The sequence below is a fragment of the Streptomyces sp. NPDC026659 genome, assembly GCF_040638245.1.
Classification (GTDB): Bacteria; Actinomycetota; Actinomycetes; order Streptomycetales; family Streptomycetaceae; genus Streptomyces.
Genome location: NZ_JBEZXY010000007.1, coordinates 196,860 through 212,864, shown reverse-complemented (window position 1 = coordinate 212,864; position 16,005 = coordinate 196,860). Strand labels below are relative to the sequence as shown.

Annotated in this window: 14 protein-coding genes; 5 read left to right on the top strand and 9 right to left on the bottom strand. The window is 74.1% G+C overall.

All coding sequences use genetic code 11. The annotated features are described in order from the left end of the window. Positions 1 to 7: 7 nt before the first annotated feature. The 5 genes from AB0E91_RS19385 to AB0E91_RS19365 form a co-directional block, all read right to left on the bottom strand. Positions 8 to 631: a GntR family transcriptional regulator gene (locus tag AB0E91_RS19385; protein ID WP_361782959.1), complete on the bottom strand. Its 624-nt coding sequence runs from the start codon at positions 629 to 631 to the stop codon at positions 8 to 10. 291 nt (positions 632 to 922) lie between these two features. Beyond that, positions 923 to 2,740, bottom strand: coding sequence for a 2-oxoglutarate dehydrogenase, E2 component, dihydrolipoamide succinyltransferase (sucB, locus tag AB0E91_RS19380; protein ID WP_361782956.1), 1,818 nt, complete (start codon positions 2,738 to 2,740; stop codon positions 923 to 925). A 62-nt stretch (positions 2,741 to 2,802) separates the two neighbouring features. Next, the gene (lpdA, locus tag AB0E91_RS19375; RefSeq protein ID WP_361782953.1) at positions 2,803 to 4,191 is read right to left on the bottom strand and encodes a dihydrolipoyl dehydrogenase; all 1,389 of its coding nucleotides are present in this window, start codon (positions 4,189 to 4,191) and stop codon (positions 2,803 to 2,805) included. A gap of 352 nt (positions 4,192 to 4,543) precedes the next feature. Beyond that, a complete protein-coding gene (locus AB0E91_RS19370) occupies positions 4,544 to 6,058 on the bottom strand; it encodes a leucyl aminopeptidase (protein ID WP_361782950.1) in 1,515 nt (504 codons plus the stop codon). 277 nt (positions 6,059 to 6,335) lie between these two features. Beyond that, on the bottom strand, positions 6,336 to 7,154 hold the full coding sequence (locus tag AB0E91_RS19365; protein WP_361782947.1) for an adenosylcobinamide-GDP ribazoletransferase: 819 nt from the start codon (positions 7,152 to 7,154) through the stop codon (positions 6,336 to 6,338). A gap of 89 nt (positions 7,155 to 7,243) precedes the next feature. Between AB0E91_RS19365 and AB0E91_RS19360 the strand changes: the two genes are divergently transcribed. Beyond that, positions 7,244 to 8,008 carry a hypothetical protein gene (locus AB0E91_RS19360; protein ID WP_361782944.1) on the top strand — a complete coding sequence of 255 codons (765 nt, stop codon included), beginning with the start codon at positions 7,244 to 7,246 and terminating at the stop codon, positions 8,006 to 8,008. Here the strand turns inward: AB0E91_RS19360 and AB0E91_RS19355 are convergent. The 3 genes from AB0E91_RS19355 to cobT all read right to left on the bottom strand — a co-directional run bounded on the left by AB0E91_RS19355 (position 7,906) and on the right by cobT (position 11,641). Continuing rightward, the gene (locus AB0E91_RS19355; protein ID WP_361782941.1) at positions 7,906 to 8,664 is read right to left on the bottom strand and encodes a hypothetical protein; all 759 of its coding nucleotides are present in this window, start codon (positions 8,662 to 8,664) and stop codon (positions 7,906 to 7,908) included. The two genes, AB0E91_RS19360 and AB0E91_RS19355, sit on opposite strands and share 103 nt — an antisense overlap. A gap of 10 nt (positions 8,665 to 8,674) precedes the next feature. Continuing rightward, complete coding sequence (locus AB0E91_RS19350; protein ID WP_361782938.1) at positions 8,675 to 10,453, bottom strand: phosphatidylglycerol lysyltransferase domain-containing protein; 1,779 nt, start codon at positions 10,451 to 10,453, stop codon at positions 8,675 to 8,677. A gap of 75 nt (positions 10,454 to 10,528) precedes the next feature. Further along, the gene (gene cobT, locus AB0E91_RS19345; protein ID WP_361782935.1) at positions 10,529 to 11,641 is read right to left on the bottom strand and encodes a nicotinate-nucleotide--dimethylbenzimidazole phosphoribosyltransferase; all 1,113 of its coding nucleotides are present in this window, start codon (positions 11,639 to 11,641) and stop codon (positions 10,529 to 10,531) included. Between the two features lie 133 nt (positions 11,642 to 11,774). On the opposite strand from cobT, the gene AB0E91_RS19340 reads away from it, so the two are divergent. Beyond that, on the top strand, positions 11,775 to 12,755 hold the full coding sequence (locus AB0E91_RS19340; RefSeq protein ID WP_361782932.1) for a class I SAM-dependent methyltransferase: 981 nt from the start codon (positions 11,775 to 11,777) through the stop codon (positions 12,753 to 12,755). Positions 12,756 to 12,775: 20 nt separating this feature from the next. Here the strand turns inward: AB0E91_RS19340 and AB0E91_RS19335 are convergent, their stop codons facing one another. Next, a complete protein-coding gene (locus AB0E91_RS19335; RefSeq protein ID WP_361782929.1) occupies positions 12,776 to 13,975 on the bottom strand; it encodes a bifunctional adenosylcobinamide kinase/adenosylcobinamide-phosphate guanylyltransferase in 1,200 nt (399 codons plus the stop codon). Positions 13,976 to 14,165: 190 nt separating this feature from the next. On the opposite strand from AB0E91_RS19335, the gene AB0E91_RS19330 reads away from it, so the two are divergent. The 3 genes from AB0E91_RS19330 (at position 14,166) to AB0E91_RS19320 (ending at position 15,949) form a co-directional block, all read left to right on the top strand. After that, positions 14,166 to 14,381 (top strand): hypothetical protein, encoded by a 216-nt coding sequence (locus AB0E91_RS19330; RefSeq protein ID WP_161180578.1) that lies wholly within the window; start codon positions 14,166 to 14,168, stop codon positions 14,379 to 14,381. A gap of 126 nt (positions 14,382 to 14,507) precedes the next feature. Continuing rightward, complete coding sequence (locus AB0E91_RS19325; RefSeq protein ID WP_361782925.1) at positions 14,508 to 15,047, top strand: isochorismatase family protein; 540 nt, start codon at positions 14,508 to 14,510, stop codon at positions 15,045 to 15,047. Next, positions 15,044 to 15,949: a DJ-1/PfpI family protein gene (locus tag AB0E91_RS19320; RefSeq protein WP_361782922.1), complete on the top strand. Its 906-nt coding sequence runs from the start codon at positions 15,044 to 15,046 to the stop codon at positions 15,947 to 15,949. The genes AB0E91_RS19325 and AB0E91_RS19320 overlap by 4 nt, the downstream gene beginning before the upstream one ends. The last annotated feature ends 56 nt before the right edge of the window (positions 15,950 to 16,005 follow it).

Here is a 16,005-nt window from a genome sequence, read left to right as displayed (position 1 = left end):
GTACGGCTCAGGCGCGGGGCGCGCAGCCCAGAACGTGCGCCTTCACCAGCTCCGCGATCCGGGGGTCACGGCGCTTGAACGCCTCCACCAGCTCCTGGTGCTCCTCCGCGTACGACTGCTGGACGGTGCCCAGCCAGCGGATCGACAGGGCGGTGAAGACCTCGATGCCGAGGCCCTCCCAGGTGTGCAGCAGCACGGAGTTGCCCGCGGCGCGCACCAGTTCGCGGTGGAAGCCGACGGTGTGGCGGACCTGGCCGGTGCCGTCGGCGGCCTGGTCGGCCTCGTAAAGGGCGGTTACGTGGGGCTCCAGGGCCGAGCAGTCCTCCGCGAGGGTGTCGGCCGCCAGCTCCGCCGCTATGGCCTCCAGGCCCGCTCGTACGGGGTAGCTCTCCTCCAGGTCGGCCGCGGTCAGGTTGCGTACGCGGACGCCCTTGTTGGGGGCCGACTCGATCAGGCGGAGGGTCTCCAGCTCGCGGAGCGCCTCGCGGACCGGGGTCTGGCTGACCTCCAGTTCCGTGGCGATACGGCGCTCCACGATGCGCTCGCCCGGCTGCCAGCGGCCGCTGACGATGCCCTCCACGATGTGCTCGCGGATCTGTTCGCGCAGCGAGTGGACGACGGGCGCGGTCATTCTGGGCTCCTTCGCGAGGTGGCTCTACGACGATAAGGGTGCCGTGCGGATGCCGTGCGGCGCATAGGGGTGCTTTTGCCCAGGTGAGACGAGGGGCACAGGGTGTTTTCGAGGCATCTCGCCGTAGGGGTGCGGGTTTGGGGTGTGTGCGGGTTCGTCGTGGCTGGTCGCGCAGTTCCCCGCGCCCCTTCAGGGAGTGGTCGTTGCCCGGCGCTGACAAGCTCAGGCTTCCCCAGGAACGGCGAAGCCCCCCTGTCCTTCGACAGGGGGGCTTCTTCACAGGCCAGGGAGTTACAGGCCGAGCTCTACCTCGAACTCGCCCGCTTCCAGGATCTGCTTGACCGTCGTCAGGTAACGGGCCGCGTCGGCGCCGTCGACCAGGCGGTGGTCGTAGGAGAGGGTCAGGTAGGTCATGTCGCGGACGGCGATGACCGTGCCCTCCTCCGTCTCCAGGACGGCCGGGCGCTTGACCGTGGCGCCGATGCCGAGGATCGCGACCTGGCCCGGCGGCACGATGATCGTGTCGAACAGGGCACCGCGCGAACCGGTGTTGGAGATGGTGAAGGTCGCGCCGGACAGCTCGTCCGGGGTGATCTTGTTGGCGCGGACCTTGCCCGCCAGCTCGGCCGTCGCCTTGGCGATGCCCGCGATGTTGAGGTCACCGGCGTGCTTGATGACCGGGGTCATCAGGCCCTTCTCCGAGTCCACCGCGATACCGACGTTCTCGGTGTCGAAGTAGGTGATCGTGCCGTCGGCCTCGTTGATCTTGGCGTTGATGACCGGGTGGGCCTTCAGCGCCTGCGCGGCGGCCTTGACGAAGAACGGCATCGGGGAGAGCTTGACGCCCTCACGGGCGGCGAAGGAGTCCTTCGCCTTGCCGCGCAGCTTCATCAGACGGGTGACGTCGACCTCGACGACCGACGACAGCTGGGCCTGCTCCTGGAGCGCCTTGACCATGTTGTCGCCGATGACCTTGCGGATGCGGGTCATCTTGACGGTCTGGCCGCGCAGCGGGGAGACCTCGAGCGCCGGGGCCTTCTTCGCGGCGGCCGGAGCGGCGGCGGCGGCCGGAGCCGGAGCCGGGGCGGCGGCCTTCGCGGCCTCGGCGGCGGCGAGGACGTCCTGCTTGCGGATACGGCCGCCGACACCGGTGCCCTTGACGCCGGCCAGGTCGACGCCGTTCTCGGCGGCGAGCTTGCGCACCAGCGGGGTCACGTAGGCGCCCTCGTCGGTCGCCTGGGTGGCGGTCGGGGAGGTGGGCGCGGTGGCCGGGGCGACCGGAGCCGGAGCCGGAGCCGGGGTGGCCGGGGCCACCGGAGCGGCCGGGGCCACCGGAGCCGGGGCGGCAGCGGCGGGCGCGGCCGGAGCGGCGGGGGCAGCGGGAGCCGGAGCGGCCGGAGCCGCAGGGGCGGCCGGGGCAGCGGCGGCGGGCGCGGCCGGGGCAGCGGCGGCGGGGGCCGGGGCGGCCGCGGGGGCGGCACCGGCGACGCCGATGACGGCGAGCTTGGCGCCGACCTCGGCGGTCTCGTCCTCGCCGACCACGATCTCCAGCAGCGTGCCCGAGACGGGCGCCGGGATCTCGGTGTCGACCTTGTCGGTGGAGACCTCGAGCAGCGGCTCGTCGGCCTCGACCGAGTCGCCGACCGACTTCAGCCAGCGGGTGACGGTGCCCTCGGTGACGGACTCGCCGAGCGCGGGCAGCACCACGTCGGTGCCCTGGGCGGCACCGGCCGGAGCGGCGGGCGCCTCGGCGGCCGGAGCGGCGGGGGCGGCCGGGGCCTCGGCGACGGGCGCCGGGGCGGGCTCGGCGGCCGGGGCCGGGGCAGCGGCGGGGGCCTCGGCGGCGGCCGGGGCCGCGGCGGGGGCGCCGGAGCCGTCGTCGATCAGGGCCAGCTCGGCACCGACCTCGACGGTCTCGTCCTCGGCGACCTTGATGGACGCCAGCACGCCGGAGACGGGCGAGGGGATCTCGGTGTCGACCTTGTCGGTCGACACCTCGAGCAGCGGCTCGTCGGCCTCGACGCGCTCGCCCTCGGCCTTCAGCCAGCGGGTGACAGTGCCCTCGGTGACGCTCTCACCGAGCGCCGGAAGGGTTACGGAAACCGCCATGGTTTCGGTTGCTCCTTAAGGAATTGCGGAAGTCTGTGTCGTCGCGCCCGGGGGCCGATGGCTCAGTCGTGGGCGTGCAGCGGCTTGCCGGCCAGCGCCAGGTGCGCCTCGCCGAGCGCCTCGTTCTGCGTCGGGTGGGCGTGGATGAGCTGGGCGACCTCGGCCGGCAGCGCCTCCCAGTTGTAGATCAGCTGGGCCTCGCCGACCTGCTCGCCCATGCGGTCGCCGACCATGTGGACGCCGACCACGGCACCGTCCTTGACCTGGACGAGCTTGATCTCGCCCGCGGTCTTCAGGATCTTGCTCTTGCCGTTGCCCGCCAGGCTGTACTTCAGGGCGACGACCTTGTCCGCGCCGTAGATCTCCTTGGCCTTGGCCTCGGTGATGCCCACGGAGGCGACCTCCGGGTGGCAGTACGTCACGCGGGGGACACCGTCGTAGTCGATCGGGACGGTCTTCAGACCGGCCAGGCGCTCCGCCACCAGGATGCCCTCGGCGAAGCCGACGTGCGCGAGCTGGAGGGTCGGGACGAGGTCACCGACGGCCGAGATGGTCGGCACGTTGGTGCGCATGTACTCGTCGACCAGGACGTAGCCGCGGTCCATCGCGACGCCCTGCTCCTCGTAGCCCAGACCCTGCGACACCGGGCCGCGGCCGACGGCGACGAGCAGGACCTCGGCCTCGAACTCCTTGCCGTCGGCGAGGGTGACCTTGACGCCGTCCTGGGTGTACTCGGCCTTCTCGAAGAAGGTGCCGAGGTTGAACTTGATGCCGCGCTTGCGGAAGGCACGCTCAAGGAGCTTGGAGGAGTTCTCGTCCTCGACCGGCACCAGGTGCTTGAGGCCCTCGATGACGGTCACGTCGGCGCCGAAGGACTTCCAGGCCGAGGCGAATTCGACGCCGATGACACCGCCGCCGAGGATGATCGCGGACTTGGGCACGCGGTCCAGGACGAGGGCGTGGTCGGAGGAGATGATCCGGTCGCCGTCGATCTCCAGGCCCGGCAGCGACTTCGGCACGGAGCCGGTCGCGAGCAGGACGTGACGGCCCTGGACGCGCTGGCCGTTGACGTCCACGGAGGTGGGGGAGGACAGCCGGCCCTCGCCCTCGATGTACGTCACCTTGCGCGAGGCGATCAGACCCTGGAGGCCCTTGTAGAGGCCCGAGATCACGTCGTCCTTGTACTTGTGGACGGCCGGGACGTCGATGCCCTCGAAGGTGGCCTTCACACCGAACTGCTCGCTCTCGCGGGCCTGGTCGGCGATCTCGCCCGCGTGCAGCAGGGCCTTGGTGGGGATGCAGCCCCGGTGCAGGCAGGTGCCGCCGACCTTGTCCTTCTCGATCAGGGCGACGTCCAGGCCCAGCTGCGCTCCGCGCAGGGCCGCGGCGTAACCACCGCTGCCACCGCCGAGGATCACTAGGTCGAAAACGGTGCTGGCGTCGTTCGCCACGTCACGTCCTCCATGCATGTGCGCCGTACGCCGGTCGTCGGTGACCGGCAGGCGGCTGGTGTCCGGCCGCTTGATGCTTCGGCCCTCGGGTGGGGCCCTGTCCTGCCGGGCTCCATCTTTGCACTTGTCCGGGGTGGTCCATACGCCGGGCCGGGGTGTGAGACGCCCCACGTCCGCTCCGGGGGCACGGCATCGAAAAAGGGGCGCGCGGCCGCGTCGATGCGCGGCCGCGCGCCCCTCGGACCGACCGGCCCCGCCCTCACCTGGGGCGGAGTCGTGTCAGGGGTGGTACTCGGGGGTGCCTCCCCGAGGGGCGCGGAACGGGCCCGCGCCCCCTGCTACGACGGGCGGTTCAGCCCAGGTCGCCGTCGGCGGTCAGCTCGGCGAGCCGAACCAGCGTGCGGACCGCGGAACCGGTGCCGCCCTTCGGGGTGTAGCCGAAGGGGCCGCCCTCGTTGAAGGCCGGGCCCGCGATGTCCAGGTGCGCCCAGGTGATGCCCTCGCCGACGAACTCCTGCAGGAACAGACCGGCGACCAGGCCGCCGCCCATCCGCTCGCCCATGTTCGCGATGTCCGCGACGGGGGAGTCCATGCCCTTGCGCAGGTGCTCGGGGAGCGGCATCTGCCAGGCCGGCTCGCCGACCTCCTCGGCCACGTCGTGCAGCGAGGCGCGGAAGGCCTCGTCGTTCGCCATGATGCCGAAGGTGCGGTTGCCGAGCGCCAGCACCATGGCGCCGGTGAGCGTGGCCACGTCCACGATCGCGTCCGGCTCCTCGGCCGAGGCGGCCCACAGCGCGTCCGCGAGGACGAGGCGGCCCTCGGCGTCGGTGTTGAGCACCTCGACGGTCTTGCCGCTGTACATGCGCAGCACGTCGCCCGGGCGGACGGCGGAGCCCGACGGCATGTTCTCGGCGAGCGCCAGCCAGCCGGTCACGTTGACCTTCAGGCCGAGGCGGGCGGCGGAGACGACCGCGGCGAACACGGCGGCGGCACCGGCCATGTCGCACTTCATCGTCTCGTTGTGCCCGGCGGGCTTGAGCGAGATGCCGCCCGAGTCGTAGGTGATGCCCTTGCCCACGAAGGCCAGGTGCTTCTCGGCCTCGGGGTGCGTGTAGGCCAGCTTGACCAGGCGCGGGGTGGCGGCGGAGCCCCCGCCGACGCCCATGATGCCGCCGTAGCCGCCCTCGACCAGGGCCGCGTCGTCGAGCACCTCGATCTGCAGGCCGTGCTCGTCGGCGGCGGCGCGCGCGATGGCCGCGAACGCCTCCGGGTCGAGGTCGTTCGGCGGGGTGTTGACCAGGTCGCGGGCGCGGTTGAGCTCCTCGCTGACCGCGACGGCGCGGGCGAGGGCCGCGTCGTTGTCGTCGCCTTCGGCGGTGAGGACGACGGCCTCGGCCAGCGGGGCGTTCTTCGCCTCGCCGTCCTCGGTCTTCTCCTTGTAGGCGTCGAAGGCGTAGGCGCCGAGCAGCGCGCCCTCGGCGATCGCGGCGACGGCACCGGGGCCGTCCACGGGCAGCGCGAACGCGGCCTTGCCGGTCCCGGCGAGGCCGCGCGCGGCCACACCGGCGGCGCGGCGCAGCGTCTCGGCGTCGTACCCGTCCTCCGCCTCGGGCTCGGCGCCCAGGCCCACCGCCACCAGGAGCGGGGCCGCGAAGCCGGCCGGGGCGGGCAGCTTCGTCAGCTCGCCCTCGGCACCCGAGGCACCGAGGGTCTCCAGGACGCCGGGCAGCGCGCCGTCGTACGCCTCGACGACGGACTCGGCGCCGGGCGCCACGACGGGGCCCGCGCCGGCCTTGGCGACACCGATCACGATCGCGTCGGCGCTCAGGCCGGGCGCCGCGGCGGTGCTGAGAGTCAGAGCAGTCACGGTGGTGAAATCTCGCTTCCGATGTGAAGTTGCAGTGGCCGATTGCGTTCCTCGGCCGCCCGGTGGGGCGGCCTCACGCAAGGGGGGTGGGTCGACCGGGCCCGAGAGCCGACCCTAGGCCCAGCGTTGGACCACTTCGGCAACCGGGGTCTCCACCCCGTCGGCGAGCACCCGCCACGAGACTACGCGCGTGCGCCCGCTCGCTCATTCCTCCGGGTGGCCACTCGAACGTGGCCGTCCCTTCGCCTGCGGGCAACTCCGCGCGCGTACAGGGTGGTTACCCCGCGCCGCCCAGCGCGAGCACGATCAGGGCCGTCGTCGCCGCCGTCTCCGCGAGGGCGCCGAACACGTCCCCGGTGACTCCGCCGAAGCGCCGGACACAGTGGCGCAGCAGGAGTTCGGCGGCGCCGAGGGCGAACAGGACGGCCACCGCCGCGTGGACGGCGCCCCCCGCGCCGAAGGCCGCGCCGCAGGCCGCCGCGAGCGCCGCGCACCCCGCCACGGCCACCGTCGCGCCCGGCACCGGGACCACCCCGGCGACCGCCGCCCCCAGCCCCTCCGGACGGGCGGCCGGCACTCCGGCGCGCGCGGCCAGGGTGAGCGCGAGGCGGGCCGCCAGTGCCGAGACGAGCGCGGCCACCGCGCCCCGGGTCCAGGAGGTGCCGTAGAGCTGGGCGAGGACGGCCACCTGGGCCAGCAGCACCAGGAGCAGGGTGATCACGCCGAACGGCCCGATGTCCGACCGCTTCATGATCCGCAGCGCGTCCTCGGCGGGCTTTCCGCTGCCGAGCCCGTCGGCCGTGTCGGCGAGCCCGTCCAGGTGCAGACCCCGCGTCAGCACCGCCGGTACGGCCACCGAGGCGACGGCGGCGAGCAGCGGACCGGCGCCGAGCAGCAGGAGGAGCAGGCCGAGGGCGGCCGCGCCGACGCCGACGGCAAGTCCGGCCACGGGGGCGCACAGCATGCCCGCGCGCGCCGCCTCGCGGTCCCAGCGGCGGACCCGCACGGGGAGCACGGTGAGGGTGCCGAAGGCGAAGCGGAGGCCGTCGAGCGGGGAAGGGGCGGGGGCCGGGGCGTCGGCGGGGGTCTCGGGCATCGGCGCAGGCTACCGGGCGGGCGCGGAAGCGCTGCTCCGGGCGCCGGACATGGGCCGCCGCTCCGGGGCAACGGGGATAAAGTGCGCACATGGGGCAGTGGTGGGAGCGGAACATCCTGGAGCCGGGCAAGCTTCCGCTGCTGCTGGCCCTCGCCGCGTTCGTGCTCACCTTCCTCGTCACCCGGATCGTCACCCGCCTGATCCGCGCCGGGAAGGGGCCGTTCGGCAACGTCAGCGCGGGCGGGCTGCACATCCATCACGTGGTGCCCGGGGTCGTCCTCACCCTCGTCGGCGGGTTCGGTGCCGTCGCCAGTGACCGGCACGGCTTCGGGGCCGGGCTCGCGGCCGTCGTCTTCGGGATCGGCGCGGGGCTGGTGCTCGACGAGTTCGCGCTGATCCTGCACCTGGACGACGTCTACTGGACGGCCGAGGGCCGCAAGAGCGTCGAGGTCGTCGTGCTCACCGCCGCCCTGGTCGGACTACTCCTCGCCGGGTTCTCCCCGTTCGGCGTCAACGACCTCTCCGCCGACGAACTCCAGGACCGGGGCGGGGCCATCGCCACCATCGCCGTGAACTTCTTCTTCTCACTGGTCGCGCTCAGCAAGGGCAAGGCCCGTGTCGCGATCTTCGGCGCCATCGTGCCCCTGCTCGCCCTCGCGGGCGCGATCCGCCTGGCCCGCCCCACCTCCCCCTGGGCCCGCCGGTTCTACGTCCACCGCCCCCGCGCCCGCGCCCGTGCCCTCCTGCGCGCCTACCGCCACGACCGCCGCTGGGCCGGCCCCCGACGGGCCGTCCAGGACTGGATCGGCGGCAAGCCCGACCCGAGCCCGGCGCGGCTCCCGCGCGGCGGCTGACCCGGCGTCCGGGTCCTGTACCGGCGTCGCACCGCCGAGCCCGCGCACAGCGCGCCCGTCGCCAGCAGTGCCGCCAGATGCTCCTTGCCCGCCAGGTTGTCCTTCGCCAGCACCTCCACGACCATCGCCACCGGCACCAGGACCGCCGTCGTACGGGCGCCGTAGCGGGCCGCCACGAACACCGCGAGGCCGACCACGGCCGCCGACGGGCCGGTGTCCACCACCAGGGCGTCGGAGGCGGGCAGGCCGAGGGGGGAGTGCGGGCCGAGGGCGATGCCGAGGCGGGCGTAGAGCGTTCCGGCGAGGGTGGCGGTGTAGGCGACGGTGAGGGTCCGCAGACGGCCGAGGCAGATCTCCGCGATCCCGAACACGCACAGGATCTGCGCCAGCGCGCCCCACACCGGCAGGTCGAGTGCGGGCACGAACAGCGAGAGCGGGGTGCGCAGCAGGGCCTGCCACAGCGGGTCCTGGGCCCGTACGGCACCGGCCGCCGCCACCGCGCGGAAGCCCCAGGGCTGGTTCTGGACGTACTGGAGCAGCGCGGTCAGGGACACCGCCGCGAGCGTCATCGGGATCGCGGGCAGGCCGCCCCGCGCGCGCAGGGCGCCGTACAGCGGCCCCCACTCGGCGCGGGCCCACCGGACCGCCCGGCTCACCGGCGGGCCCTCACCGGTGGGTCTCCAGGTGTCGGCGGTGCAGCCACTTCGGCAGCCCCGGCGCCTCCAGGAAGCCCTCGGCGCGGGCCGAGGCCAGCGCGATACGGGGCAGGTCCGCGCTCTTCTCGAAGAGCAGGAAGCGGGGCTCCCAGATCGGGCGGTACTTGGCGTTGGCCCGGTACAGCGACTCGATCTGCCACCAGCGCGAGAAGAAGCTCAGCAGCGACCGCCACAGCCGCAGCACCGGCCCCGCCCCGAGCCGCGAGCCCCGCTCGAACACCGAGCGGAATACGGCGAAGTTCAACGAAACCTGGCTCACCCCGAACTCCCGCGCCCCGCGCAGCAGGTCGATGACCATGAACTCCATCAGACCGTTGTCGGAGTCCCGGTCACGGCGCATCAGGTCCAGCGAGAGACCGCCAGGGCCCCACGGCACGAAGGACAGCAGCGCCCGCAGCCGCCCCTCGGCGTCCACGCACTCCAGCATCACGCACCGGCCGTCCCCGGGGTCGGCGAGGCGCCCCAGCGCCATGCTGAAGCCGCGCTCGGTGGCGCCGTCGCGCCAGTCGTCGGCCCGCTGCACGAGGTACGCCATCTCGGCGGCCGGGATGTCCTCGTGGCGCCGTACCCGCACCCGGTACCCGGCCCGCCGCACCCGGTTGTACGCCTGGCGGACCGTGCGCATCGCGCGGCCCTCCAGGGTGAAGTCGGCGACCTCCACGATCGCCTCGTCGCCGAGTTCCAGCGCGTCCAGGCCGTGCCGGGCGTACACGGTCCCGGCCTCCTCGCTCGCGCCCATCACCGCCGGGATCCAGCCGTGCGCCCGCGCCTCGGCCAGCCAGGGCGCGATGGCGCCGGGCCACGCCTCCGGGTCGCCCAGCGGATCGCCCGAGGCGAGGCTGACCCCGCCCACCACGCGGTAGGCGACGGCCGCCTTGCCGGTCGGGGACCACACCACGCTCTTCTCCCGGCGCAGCGCGAAGTAGCCGAGCGAGTCGCGCTCGCCGTGCCGGTCCAGCAGTTCGCGCAGCCGCTTCTCGTCGTCCTCGGTGAGCGGGTCGACCGCGCGCCTGGAGCGGAACGCGGCGTAGAGGACGGCGAGCAGCAGGGCGGTGCTGAGCACGTTGACGCTGACGTTCGCCCAGTTGGGCGGGTCGATGCCGGGGAAGCTGGACTCCTCGGCGGCGACCGAGATCAGCCGCAGGGTGCCGTACTGCCAGCGCTCCAGGAAGGTCGAACGGGCCGCATCCGGCGCCTGGTTGGTGACCGTCACCAGGAGCCCGGCAAGCAGCGAGGCGGCGAGTCCGCCCCCGCCGGCGACGGTCGCGGCGAGCCGGGGGTTGGCCCGGTCGCCCTTGGCGTAGAACGCGCGGCGGCCGGTGAGCAGCGCGGCGACGAAGGCGGCCGTGAGGACCAGCGAGACCCAGTTCTGCGCCGAGCGGTGGATCTCCGGGAACACCATGGCGAAGGCGAACAGCGCGAGGAACACCCCGCTGAGCACCAGGTTGAGAATCCAGGCCGCCCGCTTGCGCCGCCGCATGGTGATCGCGAGGAACGCCGTGAACACCCCGGAGGCGAAGCCCGCCGTCAGCAGGTACGGCGTGAACAGGTTCTCCTGGTTGTGGCGGCGCACGTCCTGGCCCAGCGACACCCACACCGCGCTGAGGAAGTTGACGAAGGCGACGGCCCGCAGGTACCAGACCGCGCACGCGGCGGCCCGGCGGGACCGGCCGCCGGACCGCCGCCCGGGCTCGGCCTGCGGGTCCACGGCGATTCGGGCGTCTCCCATGACGGGTGATCATATGGGCGCCAAAGCCGCGAAACGCGCTCATCGGCGGGGGGCTCCGCGGATGGCCCGAGGGGTTCACTCCTCGGGCCGCGCGACCTCCCCGGCCCCGGTCTCCTCAGCCGCTTCCGCCCCGGTCTCCTCCGCCTTCACCTCCGGCAGCTCCGCCGCGAGCGCGGCGGCGGCCCGTACCAGCGGCAGCGCAAGCAGCGCGCCCACGCCCTCGCCGACCCGCACGCCCTGGTCGAGCAGCGGCTCCAGGGCCATCCGGTCCAGCGCCTTGGCCTGGCCCGGCTCGCCGCTGACATGGCCCGCGAGCCACCAGTCCGGCGCCCGGAAGGCAACGCGCTGGGCGACCAGCGCGCACGCGGCGGACACCACCCCGTCCAGGATCACCGGCAGCTTGCGCACCGCGCACTGGAGCAGGAACCCGGTCATCGCGGCCAGGTCCGCGCCGCCCACCGTCGCGAGCAGCTGGAGCTGGTCGCCGAGTACCGGGCGGGCCCGGCGCAGCGCGTCGCGGATCGCCGCGCACTTGCGCATCCACGCCAGGTCGTCGATCGCGAGGCCGCCGCGCCCGGTCACCACCGAGGCGTCGGTGCCGCACAGCGCGGCGATCAGCGTCGCCGCCGCCGTCGTACCGCCCACGCTCAGATCCCCGAGCACCACCAGGTCCGTGCCCGAGTCCGCCTCCTCGTCGGCGACGGCCACGCCCGCCCGGAAGGCCGCCTCGGCCTCGTCCGGGGTCAGCGCGTCCTCGACGTCGATCCGGCCGCTGCCGCGCCGCACCCGGTGCCGTACGACCTCCGCCGGGAAGGCGTCCGGTTCGCAGTCCACGGAGAGATCCACGACCCGTACCGGTACGTCGAGACGGCGGGCCAGCACCGCCACCGGGCTCGCGCCCTCCAGCACGCCCCGCACCAGCTCCCGGGCGGTGCCCGCGGGGCGGCCCGAGACGTCGAGCCGGGCGACGCCGTGGTCACCGGCGAAGAGCACCACGCGCGGCCGCTCGATCTGGCGCACCGGCACGGTGCCCCGCGCGGCCGCCAGCCACTCGCCCAGCTCGTCCAGGCGCCCGAGCGAACCGGGCCGCACGGCCAGACGTTCCCGCCGGGCCTCGGCCTCGCGGCGCACGGCGCCGTCCGGGCGCTCGATCAGATCGGAGAACTCGTCCAGATCAATCCTGCTCATTCGCGGAACAGTACCGTCAGCGCCCCGCCGCCTCCGCGCCACACCGGGAGCCCATCACCGGCACGTCGTTGCACCCAAGATCGGTATCCCATACGTTCCGCTTTACCGCGAAATGCCGTACAGGGAGCCGCCCATGCAGCCCTCGTCACCCGCCCCGCAGTCCACCGACGGATTCTCCGGACCGCTCCGCGCGGACTGCCCCTGGTGCGGCTCGCCGAGGCTGCGCACCCGGCTGCGCGCCCCCGACCCGCTGCGGGAGCGCCCCGGGATCTTCGGGCTCGACGAGTGCGCCGACTGCGCCCACACCTTCCAGAACCCCCGGCTCGCCGCCGACGACCTCGCCGCGTACGAGAAGGACGCCTGCGAGAGACATCTGGACCGGATCGCCGCCCGTGTGCTGTCCCCGCGTGCGGTCCACCGCCGCCACCGCGCCACCGCCCGCGCCCTGACCGGCCTCGGCGACCCCGAGAGCTGGCTCGACGTGGGCACCGGAGACGGCCGCTTCCCCGAGGCCGCCCAGGAGTTCTTCCCCTACACCAGCTTCGACGGCCTCGACCCCACCGCCCGCGTCGAGAAGGCCCGCGCCGCCGGGCGGATCGAGGAGGCCCACCGGGGCTTCCTCACCACCCCGGGCGTCACGGAACGGCTGCGCGCCCGCTACGACGTGGTCAGCATGTTCCACCACCTGGAGCACGTCCCCGACCCGCGCGCCGAACTCCGCGCCGCCCTCACGGTGTTGCGCCCCGGCGGCCATCTCGTCCTCGAAGTCCCGGACCCGGCGAGCGCGTTCGCCGCGCTCCTCGGCAAGTGGTGGCTCCCGCACGGCCAGCCGCGCCACCTCCATCTGCCCCCGCTCGCCAACCTCCGCGCCGAACTGGCCGAACGGGGCTGCGCGATCGTCAGCACCGACCGCGCCGCCGCCCATCTGCCGTACGACCTCACGGCCGCGCTCTCGATGGCGCTGACCCACGTCCCGCCGCCCCTGCGCAGGGCCACCGCCCCGGCGCTGACCGCCGCAGCCGGGGCGGAGCTGCTGCTCTCCCCGCTGACCCGGCGCACGCGTTTCGCCAACGCCTGCCGGGTGGTGGCCCGCAAGGAGGACACCTCCGGCTGACCCCTGGCGACACGCGGGGGCTACCCCCGCAGCACCAGCGCCTGCCCCGCCACCACAAGCAGCACCTGCTCGCACTCGGCCGCGAACGCGGCGTTCAGACGGCCGAGTTCGTCGCGGTAGCGGCGCCCGGAGGCGGTGGCCGGGACGATGCCCGAGCCCACCTCGTTCGACACCGCCACCACCGTGCGGCGCGCCCCGCGCACCGCCGCCACCAGCTCCCGCACCCGCTCGCGCAGCGCCTTCTCGCCGCCGTCCGCCCACTCCGCGTCGTCCCACGCCCCGACCGCGTCCATCGTGTCCGTGAGCCACAGCGACAGGCAGTCGATGAGCACCGGCGGCCCCTCCTCGGCCAGCACCGGCACCAGGTCCGTCGTCTCCGTCGTACGCCACGACCCCGGCCGCCGCTCGCGGTGCGCCGCGACCCGCTCCGCCCACTCGGAGTCGCCGCCGCGCGTGCCGCCGGTGGCGACGTACAGCACGTCGGGGAACGCCTCCAGGCGGCGTTCCGCCTCCACCGACTTGCCCGAGCGGGCGCCGCCGAGGACCAGCGTCCGGCGTGGCACGTCCGGCACCTCCTCGTACGCCCCCACGATCAGCGTCGTACCGTCCGGCACCGCGCGCGCCCCGGCCGCCGCGAGCCGTCGCGCGACCTCGGCGCCCTGCGGCACGTCGTGGTCGAGGTGGACGGCGACCACGTCCGTCGTCGGGCCGACCGCACCGGCCGCGCGCAGCCGGGCCAGCGCGTCCGGGCGGCCCACCACGTCGGCAAGGACCAGGTGGTACGCCCAGGTCGGGGCTTCGAGCCCCGCCGGGAAGCCGCCCGGCGGCAGATACAGCAGCCGCTGTCCGTCCGGCCCGGTCACCGCGTACCCGGTGCCGCCCGCGTCCATCGCGAGGGCCCGCACCCGGTGCCCGGTCAGCAGGGTCAGCTCGCGGCCGTCCGGCACCCGCACCGGCTGCGGCAGTCCGGCGGGCACCTCCACGGCGGGTCCGTCGTGCGGATGGGAGAGCAGCACCTGGCGCACCCCGCCCAGCGAGTGCCCTGCCCGCGCCGCCGCGAAGGCCGCGCCAGGGGTGAGGTCGAGCAGCAGCGCGTCGTCCACGAGCAGCGCGGTTGCCGCCCGCGCGTCCGGCCCGAGGGCGGTCGCGCACACGGCACAGGGGCAGTCGGGCCGGGGCAGCCCCGGCGGGGCACCGGTACCGAGCAGAGTGACGTCCACGGACCGATTTTCACCCGGCCCCGCGGCTCCCGCGCCCCGGTACCCCCGAAGGCGCGGCGGCGCGGGGCGTGTCGCCCCCGTGGCCGGGGTCCTGGGCCGGTGCCCTGGGCGGGTGATGATCCACGATCTCCTGTGACCGGCGCCGCCGAGCGCATACGCTGCCCGCAGCGTCGGATCGAAGGAGGCCCGCATGACGGCATGGACGTGGCGGTTCGAGAAGGCCGACGGGACGGAGGTCCCGCCCGCGGTCGAGCCGGAGGAGTTCACCACCCAGGGGGACGCCGAGTCCTGGATCGGCGAGCACTGGAAGGAACTCCTGGAGGGCGGCGCGGAGCAGGTGCGGCTGTTCGAGGAGAGCACCGAGATCTACGGCCCGATGAGCCTGAACGCGGAGCAGACCGCGTAACCCGGCCGTCCGTCAGGTCCCGGCGCGTCCGGGACCTGACCTCGCCCCGCGAGTGACCGGATCGTTCCGCACCCGGCCCCGATCGTGTCTGCCGCAGCCATGTATCCCCAGGCCAGACTGGATGACATGAAGCGAGCACTCGTCGTCATCGATGTCCAGGAATCCTTCCGCGCCCGTCCGCTGTGGAAGGAGATCGGCAACCCCGAGATCGCCGAACCCGTCAACCGGCTCGTCCGGCTCGCCCGCGACCACGGCGACCTCGTCGTCTGGGTGCTGCACACCGAGCCCGGCAGCGGCGACGTCTTCGACCCGGACCTCGGACACGTACGGCTCCTGGACGAGCTGGAGCCGCCACTGCCCGGGGAGCCGGTACTGCGCAAGACCGCGCACAACGCGTTCACCACCACCAACCTCCAGCAGCTGCTGACCGAGGCGGGCGTGGGCGAGCTGTGGGTGTGCGGCATCCGTGCCGAGCAGTGCGTCGAGACCACCGCCCGGCTCGGCAGCGACCTCGGCTACGAGATCGTCTTCGTGGCCGACGCGACCACCACCAACCCCATCGGGGACCTGGGCGTGGACGCGATCATGGAGCGCACCCAGGCCGTCCTGCGCGACCGCTTCGCCCGCATCGCCACCGTCGCGGAGCTGGCAGCATCGCCCGTATGACCCGCGTCGTCTTCGTCCTGCTGCCCGGCGTCCACCTCCTCGACCTGGCCGGACCGGCCCAGGTCTTCTCCACGGCGGCGGACCTCGGGCAGCCGTACGTCCTCGACTACGTCGCCGAGTCCCCGCAGGTCACCAGCGCGCAGGGACTCCCGCTCACGGCGCGGACGGAATGGCCGCCGCTGAAACCCGAGGACCTGGTCGTCGTACCCGGCTGGCGCGCCCCGGCCCTGCGCGGCGGCCCCGAGCCCGGCGCCGCCCTGGTCGGGCGGTTGCGCGCGCACCACGCGGCGGGCGGCACCCTCGCCAGCGTCTGCGCCGGGGCGGAGGCGCTCGGCCACGCGGGACTGCTCGACGGGCGCCGCTGTACGACCCACCACGCGCTCCAGGACGAACTCGCCGCCCGCCACCCCCGGGCCACCGTCGTCCGGGACGTGCTCTTCACCACCGACGACCGCGTGGTCACCTCGGCGGGCATCGCCAGCGGGATCGACCTCGCGCTGCATCTGCTGGCGGTGGGACACGGGCCCGCTCTTGCCGCGCGGGTCGCGCGGGAGATGGTCATCTACGCCCGGCGCAATGGCGACGAGCCGCAGGCCAGCGCGATGCTGCGGCACCGGGGGCATCTGGACGACACGGCGCATCGGGTGCAGGACCTGATCGACGCGAGGTACGCCGAGCGGTTGCCGCTGGACCGGCTGGCCGCGCAGGTCGGCGTCAGCCCGCGTACTTTGACCCGCGTTTTCACCCGGGCCACCGGGTTCACCCCGCTGCGGTATCAGCAGGCGTTGCGGGTCGAGCGGGCCGAGCATCTCATCGGGCACGGGGCGACTGTGGAGTCGGCGGCGCGGGAAGTGGGTTTCGACGATGCGAGGATGCTGCGCAGGCTTCGGAGGGGCGCGTGATCGCCGTTCGTGGTGCTGTCGTCTCGCGGCTGCCTCGCCGTCGTGGCTGGTCGCGC